Here is a 24014-nt window from a genome sequence, read left to right as displayed (position 1 = left end):
CGACCCTTATACGGCCATCAGGTCTTTTTCTTTCTCGTCCGTGGCCTTGGTGATCTGGGCCTCGGATTCTTTGGTCAGCTTATCGATATCAGCGATGGCACGACGCTCTTCGTCTTCGCTGATTTCCTTGTCCTTGACCAGTTTCTTGAGCTCGCCCAAGGCATCACGACGAATATTGCGCACGGCAACACGCGCGTCTTCAGCAGCGCTACGCGCCTGCTTGGTGAAACCTTTACGCGTTTCCTCGGTGAGGGCCGGCATAGGGATCAACAGCAACTCACCCAGGTTGGTCGGGTTGAGGTTCAGACCGGCGCTCTGGATTGCCTTGTCGACGGCTGCGAGCATGTTGCGCTCGAAAGCCACGACCTGCAGGGTGCGCGAGTCTTTCACGGTGACGTTGGCAACGCCGCTCAGCGGGGTGTCAGTGCCGTAGTAAGGCACCATCACGCTGCCCAGGATGCTTGGGTGAGCCTTGCCTGTACGAATCTGGCCGAATGCATGGGCCAGAGAGTCCAGGGATTTTTGCATGCGCTCTTGAGCGTCTTTTTTGATTTCGTTGATCATTGTTGACCTTCCTCGATCAGGGTGCCTTCAGCGCCGCCATGGACGATGTTCAGCAGGGCACCTGGTTTGTTCATGTTGAATACGCGCAGCGGCATTTTGTGATCGCGGCACAGGCAGATAGCGGTCAGATCCATTACGCCCAGCTTGCGATCCAGTACTTCATCATAAGTCAGATGATCGAACTTCTCGGCATGCGGGTCTTTGAACGGGTCCGCGGTGTAAACGCCATCGACCTTGGTCGCTTTGAGCACGACGTCGGCATCGATTTCGATTGCACGCAGGCAGGCTGCCGAATCCGTGGTGAAGAACGGGTTGCCGGTACCGGCTGCGAAGATCACGACGTCTTTGGAGTTCAGATGACGCATGGCTTTGCGGCGATCGTAGTGATCGGTCACGCCAACCATGGAAATGGCCGACATAACGATGGCCGAGATATTGGCACGCTCCAGCGCATCGCGCATGGCCAAGGCATTCATCACAGTGGCCAGCATGCCCATGTGGTCGCCTGTGACCCGATCCATACCGGCTTTGCTCAAGGCTTCGCCACGGAACAGGTTGCCGCCGCCGATCACCAGACCGACCTGTACGCCGATACCGACCAGCTGGCCGACTTCCAGCGCCATGCGATCCAGTACTTTTGGATCGATCCCGAACTCTTCCGAGCCCATCAGGGCCTCGCCGCTAAGCTTGAGTAGAATGCGTTTATAGCGAGCCTGATAACCACTGCCCTGCTGAGCCATTGCGAATCTCTCCTGCGGCGTATTTAAAATTCTTTGCGAGCTGTTTACAGCTGGCGTTCACTCTAGCTTGGCACTGCTTCAGCGCCATCGGAACATGGCTTTGTAAGTCAGTTCCAAGTGGAAACCAATTAAAAACTGGCTCCCCCATCTGAAAAGAGGCTGCGCGCGTAAGCGGGCAGCCTCTTTCGGGCGACAGTTGAAAAACCGTCTTACTGCTTGGCGGCAGCCAGCTGGGCAGCAACTTCTTCAGCGAAGTTGTCGACCGGCTTCTCGATGCCTTCGCCTACTTTGAAGTAGGTGAAGGAAACGATTTCAGCACCGGCTTTCTTTGCCAGTTCGCCAACCTTGATTTCAGGGTTCTTGACGAACGCCTGCTCAACCAGGCTTGCTTCAGCCAGGAACTTGCTGATACGGCCCTTGACCATATTTTCAACAATGTTTTCTGGCTTGCCTTTGATTTTTTCTTCGTTCAACTGCAGGAACACAGCTTTTTCGCGTTCGATAGCTTCAGCCGAAACTTCCGATGGCAGCAGGAACTCAGGGTTGCTGGCCGCTACATGCATAGCGATGTCTTTGGCCAGTTCAACGTTACCGCCTTTCAGAACAACTGCAACACCGATCTTGTTGCCGTGCAGGTAGCCACCAACAACGTCGCCTTCTACGCGAACCAGACGACGGATGTTGACGTTTTCGCCAACCTTGCCGACCAGCACCAGGCGAGCAGCTTCTTGAGCTTCGATCAGCGGAGCAACATCAGTCAGCTTGTCAGCGAAGGCTTTTTCGATGCTTTCAGCAACGAATGCCTTGAAGTCGTCCTGCAGAGCCAGGAAGTCGGTCTGCGAGTTCACTTCCAGCAGAACAGCAGATTTGCCGTCTTCTTTCAGAGCGATGGCGCCTTCAGCGGCAACGTTGCCAGCTTTTTTGGCAGCCTTGATTGCGCCCGAAGCACGCATGTCATCAATGGCTTTTTCGATGTCGCCGTCAGCCTTTTCCAGGGCTTTCTTGCAATCCATCATGCCTTCGCCGGTACGCTCGCGCAGTTCTTTAACCAACGCTGCAGTAATTGCTGCCATTTTCAAATTCCTCTTGGATAGGTTTTCAACCATTCCACCCGATCGAACGGGCGTTCAATTCGTCCCGAACCCGTTTGTAGCCGCTGCACGTTACAAATACAGGGCGGGCGCTGCCACAAGTGGGCGCCAACAATTGGTTTTCGAGGTGGCAAAAAGGGGGCCAAGCCCCCTTTTTGCTTACTGAGTCAACGCCAGGGCGTTAATTACTCAGCTGCAGCCTGAGTTTCTTCAGCTGCGAATTCTACAGTGCCGCCAGCAACATTGTTGCGACCACGGATCACTGCGTCAGCCATCGAACCCATGTACAACTGGATAGCGCGGATTGCGTCATCGTTGCCTGGGATGATGTAGTCAACGCCTTCCGGGCTGCTGTTGGTGTCGACAACGCCGATTACCGGGATGCCCAGCTTGTTGGCTTCGGTGATCGCGATGCGCTCGTGGTCAACGTCGATCACGAACAGTGCGTCTGGCAGACCGCCCATGTCCTTGATGCCGCCCAGCGAACGATCCAGCTTCTCAAGATCACGGGAGCGCATCAGCGCTTCTTTCTTGGTCAGCTTGGCGAAAGTACCGTCTTCGGCTTGAACTTCAAGGTCACGCAGACGCTTGATGGAAGCACGAATGGTTTTGAAGTTGGTCAGCATGCCGCCCAACCAGCGGTGATCGACGTACGGCGAACCGCAACGTGCTGCTTCTTCAGCAACGATCTTGCCAGCGGAACGCTTGGTGCCGACGAACAGAATCTTGTTTTTGCCCTGGGCCAGACGCTCTACGAAAGTCAGAGCTTCGTTGAACATTGGCAGGGTTTTTTCAAGGTTGATGATGTGAATCTTGTTACGCGCGCCGAAAATGTACTTACCCATTTTCGGATTCCAGTAACGGGTTTGGTGACCGAAGTGCACACCGGCCTTCAGCATATCGCGCATATTGACTTGGGACATGATAGTTCCTTAATAAGTCGGGTTTGGCCTCCACGTATCCCAATGACCAACCAGTGGCATAAAGCCAAAAGCACCCAGGTCATCGTGTCGACACGTGTGTGGATTTAAGCTTTTCGGGGTATCCCCGGAAAGCGGCGCATTTTATACCACAGAGTGCGCAGAAACGGAACCCGGAATCTGTATCCGCACCAAGGACATGGGCGCAGCCCCCTTGGAATCGGCCCCGAACGCACCATTGTATAGAGAGAAGCGATGCATGCGGGCGCTGAATTGCGCCGTGCGTCTGTTAGAATCGCGTTTTTCAGGGTCGCAAAACGCACACCTGCCACCCTATTCGTATCAGCAAGCGCCGCCGAGCGCAGAGAGAGCCTGTATGACCGTCAACCTCAAAACCCCCGAGGACATCGCTGGCATGCGCGTCGCCGGCAAACTGGCCGCCGATGTGCTGGAAATGATTGCCGAACATGTCAAACCGGGCGTCACCACCGATGAGCTGAACCAGATCTGCCACGACTACATCGTCAATGTGCAGCAAGCCATCCCTGCCCCGCTCAACTACAAAGGCTACCCGAAGTCGATCTGCACCTCGATCAACCACGTGGTCTGCCATGGCATCCCGAACGACAAGCCGCTGAAAAACGGCGACACCCTGAACATCGACGTCACCGTGATCAAAGACGGCTACCACGGTGACACCAGCCGCATGTTCCACGTCGGCGAAGTGCCGGTCTGGGCCGAGCGCCTGTCGCAGATCACTCAGGAATGCATGTACAAGGCGATCGAAATCGTCAAACCTGGCTGCCGCCTCGGCGACATCGGCGAAGTGATCCAGAAGCACGCCGAGAAGAACGGTTTCTCGGTGGTTCGCGAGTTCTGCGGTCACGGTATCGGCAAGGTCTTCCACGAAGAGCCGCAGATTCTCCACTACGGCCGCGCCGGCACCGGCATGGAACTGAAGGCCGGCATGACCTTCACCATCGAGCCGATGATCAACCAGGGCAAGGCCGACACCAAAGTGCTGGGCGACGGCTGGACCGCGATCACCAAAGACCGCAAGCTCTCGGCGCAGTGGGAACACACCCTGCTGGTCACCGACACCGGTTACGAGATCTTCACCCTGCGCGCGGATGACACCATTCCGCGCATCTCGGCCTGATCCAGACAACGCTCCCAGCCTTATAGAAGGAAAGCCAATCGATGCCGCAGGTGGATCCCGAACTCTTCGACCGCGGCCAGTTCCAGGCTGAACTGGCCCTTAAAGCGAGTCCTATCGCGGCGTTCAAGAAGGCGATCCGCCAGGCTCGCGAGGTCCTCGACACACGTTTTCGCCAGGGTCGCGACATTCGCCGCCTGATCGAAGACCGTGCCTGGTTCGTCGACAACATCCTGCAAAAGGCCTGGGAGCAGTTCAACTGGAGCGAAGACGCCGACATCGCGCTGGTCGCGGTTGGCGGCTACGGCCGCGGTGAGCTGCACCCGTATTCCGACATCGACCTGCTGATCCTGCTGGACAGCGCCGATCACGAAGTTTTCCGCGACTCCATCGAGCGTTTTCTGACGCTGCTGTGGGACATCGGCCTGGAAGTCGGCCAGAGCGTACGCTCGGTCGATGAATGCGCCGAAGAGGCCCGCGCCGACCTGACCATCGTCACCAACCTGATGGAAAGCCGCACGATCTGCGGTCCCGAACGCCTGCGCCAGCGCATGCTCGACGTCACCAGCACCGCACACATGTGGCCGGCCAAGGAGTTCTTCCTGGCCAAGCGCGCCGAGCAGAAGGCCCGCCACCATAAATACAACGACACCGAATACAACCTGGAACCCAACGTCAAGGGCTCGCCCGGCGGACTGCGGGATATTCAGACGATTCTGTGGGTGGCCCGACGTCAGTACGGCACTCTTAACCTGCGCGCCCTCGCTGGCGAAGGATTCCTGGTCGAGAGTGAAAACGCGTTGCTCGCCTCCTCTCAGGAATTCCTCTGGAAAGTGCGCTACGCCCTGCACATGCTCGCCGGTCGCTCCGAAGACCGTTTGCTGTTCGATCATCAGCGCACCATTGCCGGGCTGCTCGGTTTTGAGGGTGACGACGCCAAACAGGCGGTCGAAAACTTCATGCAGCAGTATTTCCGCGTGGTCATGAGCATCGCCCAGCTCAGCGACCTGATCATCCAGCATTTCGAGGAAGTCATCCTCGCCCCGGAGGACGAAGCGCCGCCGCAGCCGATCAACTCGCGCTTCCAACTCCACGACGGCTATATCGAGGCACGCAACGACAACGTGTTCCGCCGCACCCCTTTCGCCATGCTCGAGATTTTCGTGCTGATGGCCCAGCAGCCGGAAATCAAAGGCGTACGCGCCGATACCATTCGCCTGCTGCGCGAGCACCGTCACCTGATCGACGACAACTTCCGCAACGATATTCGTAACACCAGCCTGTTCATCGAGCTGTTCAAGTGCAAGATCGGCATCCACCGCAACCTGCGGCGGATGAACCGTTACGGCATTCTCGGGCGTTATCTGCCGGAATTCGGTTTCATCGTCGGGCAGATGCAGCACGACCTGTTCCATATCTATACGGTCGATGCGCACACGCTGAACCTGATCAAGCATCTGCGCAAATTGCAGTACACCCAGGTCTCGGAGAAATTTCCGCTGGCCGCCAAGCTGATGGCCAAGCTGCCCAAACCCGAACTGATCTACATGGCCGGTCTGTACCACGATATCGGCAAGGGCCGGCACGGCGATCACTCGGAGATCGGCGCGGTCGATGCCGAGGCGTTCTGCCAGCGTCATCAGTTGCCGGTGTGGGACAGCCGCCTGATCGTCTGGCTGGTGCAGAACCACCTGGTGATGTCGACCACCGCCCAGCGCAAGGATTTGTCCGACCCACAGGTGATTCACGATTTCGCTCAGGCGGTCGGCGATGAAACCCGTCTCGACTATCTGTACGTGCTGACCGTGGCCGACATCAACGCGACCAACCCGACGCTGTGGAATTCGTGGCGCGCCAGCCTGTTGCGCCAGCTCTACACCGAGACCAAGCGCGCCTTGCGTCGCGGCCTGGAAAACCCGGTCGATCGCGAAGAGCAGATCCGCCAGACCCAGAGTGCTGCGCTGGACATTCTGGTGCGCGGCGGCACCGACCCGGACGACGTGGAGCAATTGTGGGCGCAGTTGGGCGATGACTATTTCCTGCGCCATACCGCTGGTGACGTGGCCTGGCACAGTGATGCGATCCTGCAGCAACCGGTCGATGGCGGGCCATTGGTGCTGATCAAGGAAACCACCCAGCGCGAATTCGAGGGCGGCACACAGATCTTCATTTATGCACCGGATCAGCACGACTTCTTCGCGGTGACCGTGGCGGCGATGGATCAGCTCAACCTGAACATTCATGACGCCCGGGTTATCACCTTGAGCAGCCAGTTCACCCTCGACACCTACATCGTGCTCGACAACGAAGGCGAGTCCATCGGCGACAACCCGACGCGGGTCAAACAGATCCGCGAAGGCCTGACCGAAGCGCTGCGCAACCCGGATGACTACCCGACGATCATCCAGCGCCGGGTGCCGCGCCAGCTCAAGCATTTCGCCTTTGCGCCGCAGGTCACGATTCACAACGATGCGCAGCGTCCGGTGACCGTGCTGGAATTGACCGCACCCGATCGCCCGGGATTGCTGGCAAGGATCGGCGGGATTTTTCTCGAATTCGACCTGTCGCTGCAGAACGCCAAGATTGCGACCCTCGGCGAGCGGGTGGAAGACGTGTTTTTCATCACCGACGCCCACAACCAACCGTTGTCCGACCCGTTGCTGTGCAGCCGTTTGCAGGATGCGATCGTTGAGCAACTGAGCGTTAATCAGGAACCCGATATCAAATTGTCGCGCATCAGTATCTGATGGCGCCCCGGATTCAAATGGCTTTGCGAGAGACCCAGCCCCAATGAACAACGCTCTGAACCAGCTCCAGCCGTACCCGTTCGAAAAGCTCCGCGCTCTGCTCGGCAGCGTGACGCCGAACCCGGACAAACGCCCGATCGCCCTGTCGATCGGCGAGCCGAAACACCGCTCGCCAAGCTTTGTCGCCGAAGCGCTGGCCAACAGCCTGGATCAGATGGCGGTGTATCCGACCACCCTCGGCATCCCCGCCCTGCGTGAAGCCATTGGCGGCTGGTGCGAGCGTCGTTTCGGCGTGCCAAGCGGCTGGATCGATCCGGCGCGCAACGTGTTGCCGGTCAATGGCACTCGTGAAGCGTTGTTCGCATTCACCCAGACCGTGGTCAATCGTGGCGATGACGCACTGGTGGTCAGCCCGAACCCGTTCTACCAGATCTACGAAGGCGCCGCATTCCTTGCCGGGGCAAAACCGCACTACCTGCCGTGCCTCGACGAGAACGGTTTCAACCCGGATTTCGATGCCGTTTCGCCAGACATCTGGAAACGCTGCCAGATCCTGTTCCTCTGCTCGCCGGGCAACCCGACGGGCGCATTGATCCCGGTCGACACCCTGAAAAAGCTGATCGCTTTGGCCGACGAGTACGACTTCGTGATCGCCGCCGACGAGTGCTACAGCGAACTGTACTTCGATGAACAAACCCCGCCGCCGGGTCTGCTGACGGCCTGCGTCGAACTGGGCCGCAAGGACTTCAAGCGTTGCGTGGTATTCCACAGCCTGTCCAAGCGCTCCAACCTGCCAGGCCTGCGCTCGGGTTTTGTCGCCGGTGATGCCGACATTCTCAAAGGCTTCCTGCTGTATCGCACCTACCACGGCTGTGCGATGCCGGTACAAACGCAACTGGCCAGCGTGGCGGCGTGGAATGACGAAGTGCATGTGCGCGCCAACCGTGCGCTGTATCGCGAGAAGTTCGATGCGGTGCTGGAGATCCTCAGCCCGGTGATGGACGTGCAGCGTCCGGATGGCAGCTTTTATCTTTGGCCGAACGTGCAAGGCGACGACGCCGCGTTCTGCCGCGATCTGTTCGAGCAGGAGCACGTGACCGTGGTGCCGGGTTCTTATCTCTCCCGCGACGTCGACGGCGTCAATCCTGGTGCCGGTCGCGTGCGCATGGCGCTGGTTGCGCCGCTGGCAGAGTGCGTCGAAGCCGCCGAACGGATTCGCGCCTTCATTACTCGCCAAGAGTAACTTTCAAATATCCGCACCAGGCAATCTGGTGCGGACTTCCATATTACAGAAACCCCAACTTACAACGCATCGCTTTACTCATCTACACGCAAACAAATAACTTACCCTCCGCAACAACGATAACGTATCAAACAAGACAAGTTCACGACCTATTGAACTTGTAGACACCCTCGAGAAAAACAAACACCCTATAAAAACTGATTAAATCTCAAAAGGAATTGATTATGTATAAAACCAAGCCGTGTCTGAAACTTGAAATAGATGACCCCATCGCCAGCTTTCGAGCAGCCATCAATGAAAATCCTAAAAACATTTCGTATACCTCCGGCTCAGGCCTGTCCTCACGAACAATGGCCATCAACGCAAAGTGCTGGCAACCGAACCGTCACCTGACCATTTCGTTCCTGGACAATCCCCCCGCCGCGCTGAAAGACGCGATAAAAAAACATATATGGGAATGGGCTGATTATGTCAGTCTCACCTTTAGTTTCATTGACCGCAAAGACGGCATAATCCGAATAAAAACCAACACCACTGAAAATGCATCTCAAATTGGAACTGATGCACTAACAGTCGCTGCGGGAGAGCCAACCATGTTCATATCCGCGCGACCGGCAGATTCCGATTTCCGCACAGTGGTATTGCACGAATTTGGTCATGTTCTCGGATTACATCACGAGCACTTGCACCCGGATGCAAACATCCCCTGGAACAAACCAAAGGTCTATAAGGAATACGCAGAAAAATGGGGAATGGATAAGGAGAAAGTGGACCTGAACATCTTCACACCGATAACCGAGCAGACCACCGTCACCGGGTACGATCCAACATCCATCATGCATTACCCTGTCGAAAAGGAACTGACCGATGGAAAATTCGAAGTACCGATGAACACCGAAATCAGTTGGGAAGACAAACGCATAGCCGCGCATTTCTACCCGATCGAAATCCCTGACGACGGCTCCTGCGAGCGACCATGAAGCGCCATCAGGGACGGTCTTTCACTACGACTTGACCTGCCCCAGATTGGCTTCACTCAAGTCCAGATCGGCCAACACTTCTCTGAGCACGTCATCACCTATCTGGTGATGACGACTGAGGCTATACAGTTCCAGACGCTGCGCCCTTAGCGCCTTCAAGCGCAGGCGGCGCTCAAGCAGATCCATCTGGAAAGCCAAGGCCTGGGCTTCGGCGGAATCATTGAAAACATCGAGCTGATGGCGATACTCGGACATGATCCGCGCCTTCAACTCGGCCGACAGAGCGGCTTGAGCAGCATCCTGCGGAGTCGTTTCTTCTGTTTCGAGCGCATGAATCGCCGCTTCCGCGGTTTTGCGCCAGGCATCGCGCACTTCCTGACGCCGCTTGTCATCCGGGCTCTTTTCGATACCGCGCAACAGCAGAGGCAGTGCGATGCACGCCGAAATCAGCGACAACAGAATCACCCCGGCAGCGATGAAGATCAGCAGGTCGCGCTCCGGGAAGGCGTCGGCACCCAGCAACATCGGCACCGACATCACGCCCGCCAGCGTCACCGCGCCGCGCACGCCGCCGACGGTCAGCAACCAACAGGAGCGCGCGGTCGGTACTTGTGTCAGCTCACCCTTGCCGCGCAAACGTCGCAGCAACACCGACAAGCGCCAGATGCTCTGCACCCAGAAAAACCGCAGCAATACCAACGTGAGGAAAATCGCCACGACATCCAGGCAGCGATAAAACAACGTCGGCCACAAGGTCGGCTCGTGGCTGACCACGGCTTTGATGATGTCGGGCAATTGCAGGCCCAGCAGCAAGAAAATCAGACCGTTGAAGGCGAACTCCAACAGTGACCAGACGCTGCGATTGAGCAAGCGGGTGCTGGTCTGGCGGGGCAGCAGATCGAGCCAGCTCTGCATCATCCCCGCCGCCACAGCCGAAAGGATGCCCGACACACCAAGCCGCTCCGCCAGCACATAGGCAGCGAACGGCAGCAGCAACATGAACACCACATGGGTAGCCGGGTCATCCCAGCCACGAGCGATCATCCACGCCCGCAAGCGCCCTACCAGCCAGCTCAAGGCCACACCGACCGCCAATCCGCCGAGCGCCACCACGACAAAGGTCAGACTGGCATTGGTCAGCGAGAACACGCCCGTGATGGCCGCTGCCAGTGCGAACTTGAAGGTCACCAGACCCGAGGCATCATTCATCAGCGCCTCGCCCTGCAATATATGCATCAGCGGGGTCGGCAGGCGGTTTTGCGAAATGGCCGACACCGCCACGGCGTCCGTCGGCGACAACACCGCCGCCAGGGCGAAAGCCACCGGCAGTGGAATGGACGGCAACAACCAATGAATGAAGTACCCGGCGCCGACCACGGTGAACAGCACCAACCCCACTGCCAGCGTGAGGATCGGCCCGCGCAGGTTCCAGAACTCACGCTTGGGCATGCGCCAGCCATCGGAAAACAGCAGGGGCGGCAGGAACAGAAACAGGAATAATTCGGGATCGAGCGCCACATGCAGACCCAAGGTCGGCCAGGCGAGCAATGCGCCAGCGGCGATTTGTACCAGCGGCAGTGGCAACGGGATGACCCGTCCGACCAGCCGCGAGACACTGACCAGCATCAGCAGGATCAGGACGGTGTAAGCAGTTTGCATAAAGCGGAAATCTCAGACAATCGACAGCGTTGAACTGCCATATTAGCCGCTTAGGATGCGTCTGACCGTTGCACCTATGTCGCAGCTGCCGGATTGCAGTCCCTTGTGGGAGCGAGCCTGCTCGCGAATGCGGTGGATCATTCAATATCGATGTCGCCTGATATGGCCCCTTCGCGAGCAGGCTCGCTCCCACAGGTTTTGCGTATTCACCGAAGGGTCATGGCATAATCCGACACCATTTTTCTCCAGCACCTGTAAAGGGGGCAATTCCTTGACCGTTTCAAGTAAAACGTTGCACCTTTTCGGCATCAAAGCCTGCGACACCATGAAAAAGGCGCGCACCTGGCTTGATGAGCACGCTGTCAGCTACGACTTTCACGATTACAAAACCGCCGGTATCGACCGTGAACACCTGACCCAATGGTGTGACGAGCATGGCTGGCAAACGGTGTTGAACCGCGCAGGCACGACCTTTCGCAAACTCGACGACGAACGCAAAGCCGATCTCGACCAGTCGAAAGCCATCGAACTGATGCTCGCTCAACCCTCGATGATCAAGCGCCCGGTGCTCGATCTCGGTGACCGAACCCTGATTGGCTTCAAGCCAGATATCTACGCGGCCGCTCTGAAGTAAGCAGCCCGTCACTCTTTGTAGAGGTGTATTTACATGTCCAATTCCCTGTTCAGCATCGCCTTTGGTGTCGGCACTCAGAACCGTCAAGGCGCGTGGCTGGAAGTGTTCTACGCACAGCCACTGCTCAACCCTTCGGCCGAACTGGTCGCGGCAGTTGCGCCGATCCTCGGTTACACCGAAGGCAACCAGGCCATCACCTTCACTACCGCTCAGGCTGCGCAACTGGCCGAAGCCGTGAAAGGCATCGATGCCGTGCAAGGCAAGCTGCTGACCCGTCTGGCTGAAAGCCACAAGCCGCTGGTCGCCACCCTGCTGGCTGAAGATGCACAGCTGACCTCGACGCCTGAGGCCTACCTCAAGCTGCACCTGCTGTCGCACCGTCTGGTCAAGCCACACGGCGTGAGCCTGGCCGGGATCTTCCCGCTGCTGCCGAATGTAGCGTGGACCAGCCAGGGCGCCATCGACCTGAGCGAACTGGCGGAAATGCAACTGGAAGCCCGTCTGCGTGGCGACCTGCTGGAAGTGTTCTCGGTGGACAAGTTCCCGAAAATGACCGACTACGTGGTACCGGCTGGCGTGCGTATCGCTGACGCGGCACGTCTGCGTCTGGGCGCCTATGTCGGTGAAGGCACCACCGTCATGCACGAAGGCTTCATCAATTTCAACGCCGGCACCGAAGGCCCGGGCATGATCGAAGGCCGCGTTTCTGCTGGCGTATTCGTCGGCAAGGGTTCCGACCTGGGCGGCGGTTGCTCGACCATGGGCACCCTGTCGGGCGGCGGCAACATCGTCATCAAGGTCGGCGAAGGCTGCCTGATCGGCGCGAACGCCGGTATCGGTATTCCGTTGGGCGACCGCAACACCGTTGAGTCGGGCCTGTACGTGACCGCCGGTACCAAGGTTGCGCTGCTGGACGAAAACAACAACCTGGTTAAAGTCGTGAAGGCGCGTGAGCTGGCCGGTCAGACTGACCTGCTGTTCCGTCGCAATTCGGAAACCGGTGCGGTGGAATGCAAAACCCACAAATCGGCGATCGAACTGAACGAAGCGCTGCACGCTCACAACTAAGTGCTTGGATAATCCATTGTAGGAGTGAGCCTGCTCGCGATGCTTTTAGCGCCCTCACGGACGCCATCGCGAGCAGGCTCACTCCTACAGGATTTGGCGTACATCCCGCCCCTCTTCACCAGGGCTAAAGACCGTGATGATTCCCTCCCCCTGGCGTGCCGATTTCCCGGCCATCGCCGCTCTGCAACGGCAAGACCAGACCTATCTGGACAACGCCGCCACCACGCAAAAACCCCAAGCCCTGCTCGACGCACTGACGCATTACTACGCCAACGGCGCAGCCAATGTGCACCGTGCGCAACACCTGCCCGGGGCTCACGCGACGCAGGCGTTCGAGGACAGTCGGCTCAAGGTTGCCCAGTGGCTGAATGCCGGTGACAGCGGGCAGATCATCTTTACCCACGGTGCCACCAGTGCGCTGAATCTTTTGGCCTATGGCCTGGAACATCTTTTCCACCCGGGCGATGAAATTGTCATCAGCGCCCTGGAGCATCACGCCAACCTGCTGCCGTGGCAGCAACTGGCGCAACGGCGCAACCTGAAGCTGGTTATTCTGCCGCTGGACGCTGACGGCCTGATCGACCTCGCTGCCGCTGTGCATTTGATCGGCCCGCGCACGCGGTTGCTGGCGGTCAGTCAGTTGTCCAACGTGCTCGGTGCGTGGCAGCCATTGCCGGCATTGCTGGGCATGGCCAAGGCGCAAAACGCACTGACCGTGGTCGATGGCGCGCAAGGCGTGGTTCACGGCCGGCATGATGTGCAGGCGCTGGGTTGCGACTTTTATGTGTTTTCCAGCCACAAGCTCTATGGGCCTGATGGTCTCGGCGTGCTGTTCGGGCGCAACGCTGCGCTTGAGCAATTGAAGCCTTGGCAGTTTGGCGGCGAAATGGTGCTGGAAGCCAACTATCACGACTCGCGTTTCCGCCCTGCTCCGCTGGGTTTCGAGGCGGGTACACCGCCGATTGCCAGTGTGATCGGCTTGGGCGCGACGCTCGATTATCTGGCCGGGCTGGATCAGGACGCGGTGTCGGCCCATGAAGCGGCGTTGCATGACTATTTGCTGCGCGGCCTCGCAGCGCGTAACGGCATTCGATTGCTCGGCAAGCCGCAATTGGCGTTGGCGAGTTTTGTCGTCGAGGGTGTGCATAACGCTGATCTGGCGCACTTGCTGACCGAGCAAGGGATTGCCGTGCGCGCCGGCCATCACTGCGCGATGCCGCTGTTGAAAAGCTTCGAGTTGGCCGGAGCGATTCGGGTGTCGCTGGCGCTGTACAACGATTCGGAAGATTTGGAGCGCTTTTTTGAAGCACTGGATCAGGCGCTGGAGTTGTTGCGATGAGTTTGCCGGTCGAAGCGGCAGAGGCGTTGCAGACTTTTCAGAGCGCGGCGGGCTGGGAACAGCGGGCGCGATTGTTGATGCAGTTTGGTGACCGCTCGCCGCCACTAAGTGACGCCGACAAGTGCGAGGCTAACCGGGTGCATGGCTGTGAGAGTCAGGTGTGGCTGGTGGGTTCGTTGCGCGACGGTCATTGGCAGTTCGCGGCGAGTAGCGATGCGCGGATGATTCGCGGGTTGGTGGCGTTGTTGCTTTTGCGGGTCAACGGCTTGTCGGGCGCTGAATTGCAGCAGGTTGATTTGCCGGACTGGTTTAATCAGCTAGGGCTTTCGCGACAACTATCGCCATCGCGCAGTAATGGCCTTAATGCCGTGCTCCAGCGGATGAATGAGTTGGCCGGTTAATCGCTTTCGCGAGCAGGCTCGCTCCCACAGGGGAATGCATTTCAATGTGGGAGCGAGCCTGCTCGCGAAGAGGCAATCAGCCTCACCGATCAAACCTCAGGCTTAATGCGATCCGCCGGGCGCCGAACACCGGCGACAATCTTGTCCACAGCCTTGGTCGCCGCGACCATCCCAAACGTCGCCGTAACCATCATCACCGCACCAAACCCACCCGCGCAGTCCAGTTTCACACCGTCACCGACAAAACTCTTCTGCAAACAAATGCTGCCATCCGGCTTCGGATAGCGCAGTTGCTCGGTGGAAAACACACACGGCACGCTGTAATGACGGGTCACGGTGCGCGAAAAACCATAATCACGACGCAACGTCGAACGCACTTTCGACGCCAATGGGTCGTTGAACGTGCGGTTGAGATCGCACACCTGAATCAACGTCGGATCAATTTGCCCGCCCGCACCGCCCGTGGTGATGATCTGGATCTTGCGGCGCTTGCACCAGGCGATCAGCGCAGCCTTGGCGTTGACCGCGTCGATGCAGTCGATTACGCAGTCGATGTTCGCCGTGATGTATTCGGCCATGGTCTCGCGGGTGACGAAATCCGCCACCGCGTGCACCGTGCAATCCGGGTTGATCCCGCGCAGACGCTCGGCCATCACCTCGACCTTGGGTTTGCCGACGGTGCTGTCGAGCGCATGCAACTGGCGGTTGGCGTTGCTGACGCAGACGTCATCGAGATCGAACAGCGAAATCTCGCCGACGCCACAACGGGCCACAGCTTCCGCCGCCCAGGAACCGACGCCACCGACGCCGACGATCGCCACATGGGCCGCGCGCAGGCGTTCCAGACCTTCAATGCCATACAAACGGGCGATGCCTGCAAACCGCGGATCTTCTGTACTCATGACCATTACCCCAAAAACCGGCGCGCATTATAGGGCTACGCGGCGACAAGTTCTAAACATCAGCTACAAGTGTAAGAACTTAAGTCAAAGTCGGCTGCCCAATGTCGGGCATTTCCCTGTCTGATGTACGACTTGCGAACTGCCGGTGTAGGATGCGCGCCCCTCGGGCGTCTAGCCGACCGATCCTTCGTTCCACAGCCTTTGGAACCCGAAATAGCTATGTCATCGCGTAAATTTGGACTCAACCTGGTGGTGGTTCTGGCAATCGCCGCCCTGTTCACCGGTTTCTGGGCGCTGATCAATCGCCCGGTTTCCGCGCCGAACTGGCCGGAGCAGATCTCCGGTTTCTCCTATTCGCCGTTCCAGCAGGGACAATATCCGCAAAAGGATCAGTACCCGACTGACGACGAGATGCGCCGCGACCTGGAGATCATGAGCAAGTTGACGGACAACATCCGCATCTACTCGGTCGACGGTTCGCTGCAAGACATCCCGAAACTGGCCGAAGAATTCGGCCTGCGTGTGACGCTGGGGATCTGGATCAGCCCCGATCAGGAGCGCAACGAACGGGAAATCCAGCGCGCCATCGAACTGGCCAATACCTCGCGCAGTGTGGTGCGCGTGGTGGTCGGTAACGAAGCGATCTTCCGCAAGGAAATCACCGCCGAACAACTCAGCGTGCTGCTCGATCGCGTGCGCGCAGCGGTGAAGGTACCGGTGACCACGTCGGAGCAATGGCACGTCTGGGAAGAACATCCAGAGCTGGCCAAGCACGTCGATCTGATCGCTGCGCACGTTCTGCCGTACTGGGAGTTCATTCCGGTCGACAAGGCTGGCCAGTTCGTTTTCGACCGTGCTCGCGATCTGAAAAAAATGTTCCCGAAAAAGCCGCTGCTGCTCTCCGAGGTCGGCTGGCCGAGCAACGGCCGCATGCGCGGTGGCGCCGATGCGTCGCCGGCGGATCAGGCGATCTACCTGCGCACACTGGTCAACAAGCTCAACCGCCAAGGCTTCAACTACTTCGTGATCGAGGCGTTTGACCAGCCGTGGAAGGCCAGCGACGAAGGCTCGGTCGGCGCGTACTGGGGCGTGTTCAACGCTGCGCGTCAGCAGAAATTCAACTTTGAAGGCCCGGTGGTCGCGATCCCGCAATGGCGCGTACTGGCGATCGGTTCGGTGGTGCTGGCGCTGTTGTCGCTGACCCTGCTGATGATCGACGGCTCGGCGCTGCGTCAGCGTGGGCGGATCTTCCTGACCTTTATCGCCTTCCTTTGCGGTTCGGTGCTGGTGTGGATCGGTTACGACTACAGCCTGCAATACAGCACGTGGTTCAGTTTGACGGTGGGCTTCCTCTTGGCGCTGGGTGCGCTTGGGGTGTTTATCGTCTTGCTGACGGAGGCGCATGAGCTGGCCGAAGCGGTGTGGATTCACAAGCGTCGGCGCGAGTTCCTGCCGGTCGAGGGCGACTCCAGCTATCGCCCGAAAGTCTCGATTCACGTGCCGTGCTACAACGAGCCGCCGGAGATGGTCAAACAGACCCTCGACGCACTGGCAGCGCTGGATTATCCGGACTACGAAGTCCTGATCATCGACAACAACACCAAGGATCCGGCGGTATGGGAGCCGGTACGCGACTACTGCGAAACCCTCGGTCCGCGCTTCAAGTTCTTCCACGTCTCGCCGCTGGCCGGTTTCAAGGGCGGTGCGCTGAACTACCTGATTCCGCACACCGCCAAGGATGCCGAAGTGATCGCCGTGATCGACTCCGATTACTGCGTGCACCCGAACTGGCTCAAGCACATGGTGCCGCACTTCGCCGATCCGAAAATCGCTGTGGTGCAATCGCCGCAGGATTATCGCGATCAGAACGAAAGCACCTTCAAAAAGCTCTGCTACGCCGAATACAAAGGCTTCTTCCACATCGGCATGGTCACTCGTAACGACCGTGACGCGATCATCCAGCACGGCACCATGACCATGACCCGTCGCTCGGTGCTGGAAGAGTTGGGTTGGGCTGACTGGTGCATCTGCGAAGACGCCGAACTCGGTCTGCGCGTGTTCGAAAAAGGCCTGTCGGCGGCGTATTACCACGACAGCTACGGCAAGGGCCTGATGCCGGATACGTTTATCGACTTCAAGAAACAGCGTTTCCGCTGGGCTTACGGTGCAATTCAGATCATCAAACGCCACACCGGCAGCCTGTTGCGCGGCAAGGACACCGAGCTGACCCGTGGCCAGCGCTATCACTTCCTCGCGGGCTGGTTGCCGTGGGTCGCGGACGGCATGAACATCTTCTTCACCGTCGGCGCGCTGTTGTGGTCGGCGGCGATGATTATCGTGCCGCAACGGGTCGATCCGCCGCTGCTGATCTTCGCAATTCCGCCGTTGGCGTTGTTCGTGTTCAAGGTCGGCAAGATCATCTTCCTCTACCGTCGCGCCGTCGGCGTGAACCTGAAAGATGCCTTCTGCGCGGCGCTGGCCGGGCTGGCGTTGTCGCACACCATCGCCAAAGCGGTGCTGTACGGCTTCTTCACCAGCAGCATTCCGTTCTTCCGTACGCCAAAAAACGCTGACAACCACGGCTTCTGGGTGGCGATTTCCGAAGCGCGGGAAGAGCTGTTCATCATGCTGCTGTTGTGGGGCGCGGCGCTGGGGATCTTTCTGGTCAACGGCATGCCGAGCAACGACATGCGTTTCTGGGTGGTGATGTTGCTGGTGCAGTCGCTGCCGTATCTGGCGGCGCTGATCATGGCGTTCCTGTCGTCGTTGCCGAAACCTGCGGCCAAGCCTGAGCCGGCGCCGGTCGTCTAAATCCTCATCGATGCACTAAACGGCGGCCAATGGTCGCCGTTTTGCTTTAAGATAACCGCCATTTTGCGGGGCTTGGCGGCGTTCGGCTCATTGGCCGAACCCAATTCCTGTAGGAGTGAGCCTGCTCGCGATAGCGGTGTAACAATCAATAGTTACGTTGACTGACACACCGCTATCGCGAGCAGGCTCACTCCTACAGTTAATCCGCGCCCACATTCATGATCTTCGGAGTTTTCCATGACGGCCCACGCCGACCTTTCGCCGACCCTCCAACTCGCCATCGACCTGATCCGCCGTCCTTCCGTGACGCCGGTCGACGCCGATTGCCAGAAGCAGATGATGCAGCGCCTGGGCGATGCCGGTTTCAGCCTCGAGCCGATGCGCATCGAAGATGTGGATAACTTCTGGGCGACCCACGGCGACAACGACGGCCCGGTGCTGTGCTTCGCCGGCCACACCGACGTGGTCCCGACCGGCCCGGTCACCGCGTGGCAGATCGACCCGTTCAACGCGCTGATCGATGAACACGGCATGCTCTGCGGCCGTGGCGCGGCGGACATGAAAGGCAGCCTGGCGTCGATGACCGTCGCCGCCGAGCGTTTCGTCACCGATTACCCGAACCACAAAGGCAAGGTCGCGTTCCTGATCACCAGCGACGAAGAAGGCCCGGCGCACCATGGCACCAAAGCAGTGGTCGAGCGTTTGGCCGCGCGTAATGAGCGTCTGGACTGGTGCATCGTCGGCGAACCGTCGAGCACCACCCTGGTTGGCGACGTGGTGAAAAACGGCCGTCGTGGCTCGCTGGGCGCCAAGCTCACGGTCAAAGGCATTCAGGGTCACGTCGCTTACCCGCATCTGGCGAAGAACCCGATCCACCTCGCCGCTCCGGCGCTGGCCGAACTGGCCGCCGAGCACTGGGATCACGGTAACGATTTCTTCCCGCCGACCAGTTTCCAGATTTCCAACGTCAACTCCGGCACCGGCGCGACCAACGTGATTCCGGGTGATCTGGTGGCGGTGTTCAACTTCCGTTTCTCCACCGAATCGACCGTCGAAGGCCTGCAGAAACGCGTGGCCGACATTCTCGACAAGCACGATCTGGACTGGCACATCGACTGGGCGCTGTCCGGCCTGCCGTTCCTCACCGAACCGGGCGCGCTGCTCGACGCGGTGTCGGCGAGCATCAAGGACATCACCGGTCGCGAGACCAAAGCGTCGACCAGCGGCGGCACCTCCGATGGCCGTTTCATCGCGACCATGGGCACGCAGGTTGTTGAACTGGGCCCGGTCAACGCGACCATTCACCAGGTCAACGAGCGCGTGCTGGCGGCGGATCTCGACGTACTGACCGAGATCTACTACCAGACAATGATCAAGTTGCTCGCCTGATGCTGGCTTGCCCCATTTGCAGTGAACCGCTGAACACAGTGGACAACGGCGTGGTCTGCCCGGCAGGCCATCGCTTCGACCGTGCGCGGCAGGGTTATCTGAACCTGCTGCCGGTGCAGCACAAGAACAGCCGCGACCCTGGCGACAACCAAGCCATGGTCGAGGCGCGTCGCGACTTCTTGAACGCTGGCCATTACGCGCCAGTAGCCAAGCGACTGGCCGAACTGGCGGCAAGTTATGCGCCGGATCGCTGGGTCGACATCGGTTGTGGCGAGGGTTATTACACCGCGCAGATCGCCGAGGCCTTGCCGAACGCCGATGGCTACGCGCTGGACATTTCCCGCGAGGCGGTCAAACGCGCGTGCAAACGTAACCCGGCGATTAGCTGGTTGATCGCCAGCATGGCCCGTGTGCCGTTGGCGGCGGGCAGTTGCCAGTTTCTCGCCAGCGTTTTCAGTCCTTTGGATTGGGAAGAAGCCAAGCGCCTTCTCAGTGTGGGCGGTGGCCTGATGAAAGTCGGTCCGACCAGCGGCCACTTGATGGAACTGCGCGAACGCCTGTACGACGAAGTGCGCGAATACACCGACGACAAGCACCTGGCCCTGGTGCCGGAAGGCATGGCGCTGGCGCACAGTGAAACCCTGGAATTCAAGCTGACCCTGACCAAGCCCGAGGATCGCGCCAACCTGTTGGCGATGACGCCCCACGGCTGGCGCGCCAGTGCCGAGCGTCGTGCGGCGGTGATCGAGCAGGCCGAGCCGTTCGAGACCACCGTGTCGATGCGCTACGATTATTTCGTTCTTCAATAACTTTTGGTCTCGGGCAAATGCCCGGGGCCGGCTAAATCCGCGAATGGATTTTTCAGACCCGCAGTGAGGACATCCATGCGCCAACCGGACATCGAGATTTACCTGAAAGACGCCGACGTCGACCACAAGGCCATTTCGGCCTGGCTGGGCGCCGCGTTGGGCCCGTGCAGCGACTGGGTACAGAAAGGCCAGACTTACAAGTGCAAGGCCGGCAACGTGCCGGTGACCTGGCTGCCGAAAGCCGTGGGCAGGTGGAACAGCCTGTACCTGGAAAGCGACCAGACCCCATGGGACGACGACATCGCCTGCGCGCGTGCAGCATTTGCCGCGCTGAACGTGGAAGTGCGTTGCGCCCCGGGCACGTGGGTTGAAGAGGAAGGTGAGGAGACGGCGGATCGCTGGATGCGCATCAGCGAAGACGGTGAAGAAGAAATCACCTGGAAAACCGCTTAACAACAGGCAACGCAGATCCCATGTGGGAGCGAGCCTGCTCGCGAATGCGGTGTATCAGTCACCATTCATATCGACTGACACTACGCATTCGCGAGCAGGCTCGCTCCCACAGTGGTTTTCAGCGACTTACAGGCCTACAACGTCTTCCGCCTGCAAACCCTTCTCGCCAGTAATCACTGCGTATTCAACCTGCTGGCCTTCGGTCAGCGACCGATGCCCTTCGCCACGAATCGCGCGGTAGTGCACGAACACGTCCACCCCGTCTTCGCGCTGGATAAAGCCGTAGCCTTTGGCGTCGTTGAACCACTTCACGTTGCCGGTTTCACGTGTTGCCATCTGTTCATACTCCTTTTTTATTATTGGACAGGCTTTTCGCAGGAAAGCCTTTGCGGAACGTCAGCCTGCGTCCGACGTCCATAAAAGGGCCTCGGCGACAGACCGCCGAGTATATGACAGGCGCAAAAAGACTCAACAGGAGATTACTTCGCCGCTTTTTTGCCGATTTTCAGCGAATCCGGCACACTATCGACCGCCCGAGCATCTGCTCGGTTTTATTCACTCACGCAGAAGCCGTATGACCCGTTCCCCGTTTCGCCGTCTTGTGTTTGGCACCTTGCGCCGACTGTTGTACCTCTGGGTTCGCTCGGAGACGATCAACCAGTCGTCGTTCACCCTCAACCTCGACCGCAGTCGTCCGGTGTTCTACGTCCTGCAAAACCCTTCGCTGACCGATCTGGCAGTGCTCGACACCGAGTGCACCAAGGCCGGTCTGCCGCGTCCGGTACTGCCGGTGTCGGTGGGTTCGCTGATCGAACCGGCGGCGTTCTTCTACCTGACGCCGGATCCGGACTGGCTCGGTCGCCAGGACAAGCGCGGTGCGCCGCCGACCCTGACCCGCTTGGTCAGCGCCCTCACGCAAAACGCCGCCGAGGATGCACAAGTCATCCCGGTCAGCGTGTTCTGGGGCCAGTCGCCGGACAGCGAAAACAGTCCCTGGAAACTGCTGTTTGCCGACAGCTGGGCGGTCACCGGACGTTTGCGTCGCTTGCTTAGCATCATTGTTCTCGGGCGCAAAACCCGCGTGCAGTTCTCCGCGCCGATTCACCTGCGCGAGCTTATCGAGCACAACAAGGGTCACGAACGCACCGTGCGCATGGCCCAGCGCATCCTCCGCGTGCACTTCCGCAATCTGAAAGCAGCGGTCATTGGCCCGGACATTTCCCACCGCCGAAATCTGGTCAAAGGCTTGCTCAACCAGCCATTGGTCAAACAAGCGATCCTCGACGAAGCCGAGCGCGAAAACATCTCCCCGGAGAAGGCCAAGGCTCAGGCCTTGCGCTACGGCAACGAGATCGCCTCGGACTACACCTACACCGCGATCCGCTTTCTGGAAGTGGTGCTGAGCTGGTTCTGGAACAAGATCTACGACGGCATCAAGGTCAACCACATCGAAGGCGTGCAGAAGGTCGCCCAGGGTCACGAAGTGATCTACGTGCCGTGCCACCGCAGCCACATCGACTACCTGCTGCTCTCGTATTTGCTGTTCCGCAACGGCCTGACCCCGCCGCACATCGCCGCCGGGATCAACCTGAACATGCCGGTGATCGGCAGCCTGCTGCGCCGTGGCGGCGCGTTCTTCATGCGCCGCACGTTCAAGGGCAACCCGCTATACACCTCGGTGTTCAACGAATACCTGCACACCCTGTTCACCAAAGGTTTCCCGGTCGAGTACTTCGTCGAGGGCGGCCGTTCGCGCACCGGGCGCATGCTGCAACCGAAAACCGGCATGCTCGCCATTACGATGCGCAGCTTCCTGCGTTCGTCGCGGATGCCGATCGTGTTTGTGCCGGTGTACATCGGTTACGAACGCGTGCTGGAAGGTCGTACCTATCTTGGCGAGTTGCGCGGGGCGAGCAAGAAGAAAGAATCGATCTTTGATATTTTCAAAGTCATCGGCGCGCTCAAGCAGCGTTTCGGTCAGGTCGCAGTGAACTTCGGTGAGCCAATCAAACTGGCCGAATTCCTCGACGCCGAGCAACCGGACTGGCGCCAGCAGGAACTCGGCCCGCAGTACAAACCGGCGTGGCTCAACGAAACCACCAATCGTCTCGGCGAGAAAGTCGCGCAGCATCTGAACGAAGCGGCGGCGATCAACCCGGTCAACCTGGTGGCGCTGGCGCTGCTCTCGACCACGCGTCTGGCGCTGGATGATCGCGCCATGGCACGGGTGCTGGATCTGTACCTGGCGCTGCTGCGCAAGGTTCCCTATTCGCCGCACACCACGCTGCCAGAAGGCGACGGCCGCGCGCTGATCGAGCATGTGAAGGACATGGACCTGCTCGCCGAGCAGAACGATGCGCTGGGCAAGATTCTCTATCTGGACGAGCAGAACGCCGTCCTGATGACCTACTACCGCAACAATGTGCTGCACATCTTCGCCCTGCCGGCGCTGCTGGCGAGCTTCTTCCAGAGCGCTTCGCGCATGAGCCGCGAACAGATCCTGCGCTACACCCGCGCGCTGTATCCGTACCTGCAATCGGAACTGTTCATTCGCTGGACGCTGGACGAACTGGACGGTGTGGTTGATCAGTGGCTCGAAGCATTCGTCGAGCAAGGCCTGCTGCGTTTCGAGAAGGATGTTTATCTGCGTCCAGCGCCAAGTTCGCGGCATTTCGTCCTGCTGACGCTGCTATCGAAGAGCATCGCCCAGACCTTGCAGCGTTTCTACATGACCGTGTCCTTGCTGCTCAACAGCGGCCAGAACAGCATCAGCGCCGAAGAACTGGAAGACCTCTGCACCGTCATGGCTCAACGCCTGTCGATCCTCCACGGTCTGAATGCGCCGGAGTTCTTCGACAAGAGCCTGTTCCGCCACTTCATCCAGACGATGCTCGACCTCGACGTGCTGCGCCGCGACGAGGCCGGCAAACTGAGTTATCACGAGCTGCTCGGCGAACTCGCCGAAGGTGCAGCCAAACGCGTATTGCCGGCGGAGATTCGCCTGTCGATCCGCCAGGTTGCGCTGCATCGCAGTGAAGATGCTGCCGATCAGGTCGTCGCTCAACCCGAGACCTGATGCAAACCGGGTGGGAGCGAGCTTGTTCGCGA

20 protein-coding genes and 1 pseudogene are annotated in these 24014 nt (G+C 59.1%); 13 read left to right on the top strand and 8 right to left on the bottom strand.

The genetic code is table 11. The features are described 5' to 3' along the window. Window positions 1-6: 6 nt before the first annotated feature. The 4 genes from frr to rpsB form a co-directional block, all read right to left on the bottom strand. On the bottom strand, window positions 7-564 hold the full coding sequence (gene frr, locus PspR84_RS06065) for a ribosome recycling factor (protein ID WP_160056211.1): 558 nt from the start codon (window positions 562-564) through the stop codon (window positions 7-9). Then, the gene (gene pyrH / locus PspR84_RS06060) at window positions 561-1304 is read right to left on the bottom strand and encodes a UMP kinase (RefSeq protein WP_003222124.1); all 744 of its coding nucleotides are present in this window, start codon (window positions 1302-1304) and stop codon (window positions 561-563) included. Before pyrH ends, frr begins: the two co-directional genes overlap by 4 nt. A gap of 209 nt (window positions 1305-1513) precedes the next feature. Further along, window positions 1514-2377 (bottom strand): translation elongation factor Ts, encoded by an 864-nt coding sequence (tsf, locus tag PspR84_RS06055; RefSeq protein WP_007908856.1) that lies wholly within the window; start codon window positions 2375-2377, stop codon window positions 1514-1516. A 203-nt stretch (window positions 2378-2580) separates the two neighbouring features. Then, complete coding sequence (gene rpsB, locus PspR84_RS06050; protein ID WP_003222119.1) at window positions 2581-3318, bottom strand: 30S ribosomal protein S2; 738 nt, start codon at window positions 3316-3318, stop codon at window positions 2581-2583. A gap of 373 nt (window positions 3319-3691) precedes the next feature. On the opposite strand from rpsB, the gene map reads away from it, so the two are divergent. From map to PspR84_RS06030, 4 genes are all read left to right on the top strand, one after another. Beyond that, window positions 3692-4474, top strand: a complete 783-nt coding sequence (gene map / locus PspR84_RS06045) for a type I methionyl aminopeptidase (protein WP_016985097.1) — start codon at window positions 3692-3694, stop codon at window positions 4472-4474. A gap of 41 nt (window positions 4475-4515) precedes the next feature. Beyond that, window positions 4516-7218 carry a [protein-PII] uridylyltransferase gene (locus PspR84_RS06040; protein ID WP_160056209.1) on the top strand — a complete coding sequence of 901 codons (2703 nt, stop codon included), beginning with the start codon at window positions 4516-4518 and terminating at the stop codon, window positions 7216-7218. Between the two features lie 43 nt (window positions 7219-7261). Then, on the top strand, window positions 7262-8461 hold the full coding sequence (gene dapC, locus PspR84_RS06035; RefSeq protein WP_160056207.1) for a succinyldiaminopimelate transaminase: 1200 nt from the start codon (window positions 7262-7264) through the stop codon (window positions 8459-8461). Between the two features lie 224 nt (window positions 8462-8685). Next, the gene (locus PspR84_RS06030) at window positions 8686-9441 is read left to right on the top strand and encodes a M12 family metallopeptidase (RefSeq protein WP_108225209.1); all 756 of its coding nucleotides are present in this window, start codon (window positions 8686-8688) and stop codon (window positions 9439-9441) included. A gap of 24 nt (window positions 9442-9465) precedes the next feature. On the opposite strand, the gene PspR84_RS06025 is transcribed toward PspR84_RS06030, so the two are convergent. Further along, the gene (locus tag PspR84_RS06025) at window positions 9466-11100 is read right to left on the bottom strand and encodes a Na+/H+ antiporter (RefSeq protein ID WP_160056205.1); all 1635 of its coding nucleotides are present in this window, start codon (window positions 11098-11100) and stop codon (window positions 9466-9468) included. 103 nt (window positions 11101-11203) lie between these two features. After that, a pseudogene (locus tag PspR84_RS29825) lies at window positions 11204-11293 on the bottom strand (metal ABC transporter ATP-binding protein); the annotation flags it as partial. Window positions 11294-11371: 78 nt separating this feature from the next. On the opposite strand from PspR84_RS29825, the gene PspR84_RS06020 reads away from it, so the two are divergent. The 4 genes from PspR84_RS06020 to PspR84_RS06005 all read left to right on the top strand — a co-directional run bounded on the left by PspR84_RS06020 (window position 11372) and on the right by PspR84_RS06005 (window position 14542). Continuing rightward, window positions 11372-11734 (top strand): ArsC family reductase, encoded by a 363-nt coding sequence (locus tag PspR84_RS06020; RefSeq protein WP_003222107.1) that lies wholly within the window; start codon window positions 11372-11374, stop codon window positions 11732-11734. Between the two features lie 33 nt (window positions 11735-11767). Continuing rightward, window positions 11768-12802: a 2,3,4,5-tetrahydropyridine-2,6-dicarboxylate N-succinyltransferase gene (gene dapD / locus PspR84_RS06015; protein ID WP_122591337.1), complete on the top strand. Its 1035-nt coding sequence runs from the start codon at window positions 11768-11770 to the stop codon at window positions 12800-12802. A 133-nt stretch (window positions 12803-12935) separates the two neighbouring features. Beyond that, window positions 12936-14141, top strand: a complete 1206-nt coding sequence (locus PspR84_RS06010; protein WP_160056203.1) for a cysteine desulfurase — start codon at window positions 12936-12938, stop codon at window positions 14139-14141. After that, entirely contained in the window at window positions 14138-14542 is a 405-nt protein-coding gene (locus PspR84_RS06005; protein ID WP_160056201.1) for a SufE family protein, read from the top strand. Before PspR84_RS06010 ends, PspR84_RS06005 begins: the two co-directional genes overlap by 4 nt. Before the next feature lie 89 nt (window positions 14543-14631). Here PspR84_RS06005 and tcdA read toward each other — a convergent pair whose 3' ends face one another. Further along, window positions 14632-15450, bottom strand: coding sequence for a tRNA cyclic N6-threonylcarbamoyladenosine(37) synthase TcdA (gene tcdA, locus PspR84_RS06000; RefSeq protein WP_160056199.1), 819 nt, complete (start codon window positions 15448-15450; stop codon window positions 14632-14634). Window positions 15451-15663: 213 nt separating this feature from the next. Between tcdA and PspR84_RS05995 the strand changes: the two genes are divergently transcribed. The 4 genes from PspR84_RS05995 (at window position 15664) to PspR84_RS05980 (ending at window position 20906) form a co-directional block, all read left to right on the top strand. Further along, window positions 15664-18255, top strand: coding sequence for a glycosyltransferase (locus PspR84_RS05995; RefSeq protein ID WP_160056197.1), 2592 nt, complete (start codon window positions 15664-15666; stop codon window positions 18253-18255). Window positions 18256-18492: 237 nt separating this feature from the next. Beyond that, the gene (gene dapE / locus PspR84_RS05990; RefSeq protein ID WP_160056195.1) at window positions 18493-19644 is read left to right on the top strand and encodes a succinyl-diaminopimelate desuccinylase; all 1152 of its coding nucleotides are present in this window, start codon (window positions 18493-18495) and stop codon (window positions 19642-19644) included. Continuing rightward, window positions 19644-20453 carry a putative RNA methyltransferase gene (locus tag PspR84_RS05985; protein WP_160056193.1) on the top strand — a complete coding sequence of 270 codons (810 nt, stop codon included), beginning with the start codon at window positions 19644-19646 and terminating at the stop codon, window positions 20451-20453. The genes dapE and PspR84_RS05985 overlap by 1 nt, the downstream gene beginning before the upstream one ends. Before the next feature lie 75 nt (window positions 20454-20528). Further along, window positions 20529-20906: a hypothetical protein gene (locus tag PspR84_RS05980; protein WP_160056191.1), complete on the top strand. Its 378-nt coding sequence runs from the start codon at window positions 20529-20531 to the stop codon at window positions 20904-20906. A gap of 126 nt (window positions 20907-21032) precedes the next feature. Here the strand turns inward: PspR84_RS05980 and PspR84_RS05975 are convergent, their stop codons facing one another. Then, complete coding sequence (locus PspR84_RS05975; RefSeq protein WP_007908870.1) at window positions 21033-21242, bottom strand: cold-shock protein; 210 nt, start codon at window positions 21240-21242, stop codon at window positions 21033-21035. Window positions 21243-21480: 238 nt separating this feature from the next. Here PspR84_RS05975 and plsB point away from each other — a divergent pair, with 238 nt between their 5' ends. Further along, entirely contained in the window at window positions 21481-23982 is a 2502-nt protein-coding gene (plsB, locus tag PspR84_RS05970; RefSeq protein ID WP_160056189.1) for a glycerol-3-phosphate 1-O-acyltransferase PlsB, read from the top strand. The last annotated feature ends 32 nt before the right edge of the window (window positions 23983-24014 follow it).

Source organism: Pseudomonas sp. R84, from assembly GCF_009834515.1.
Classification (GTDB): domain Bacteria; phylum Pseudomonadota; class Gammaproteobacteria; order Pseudomonadales; family Pseudomonadaceae; genus Aquipseudomonas.
This window is presented reverse-complemented; position numbering and strand designations above follow the sequence as displayed.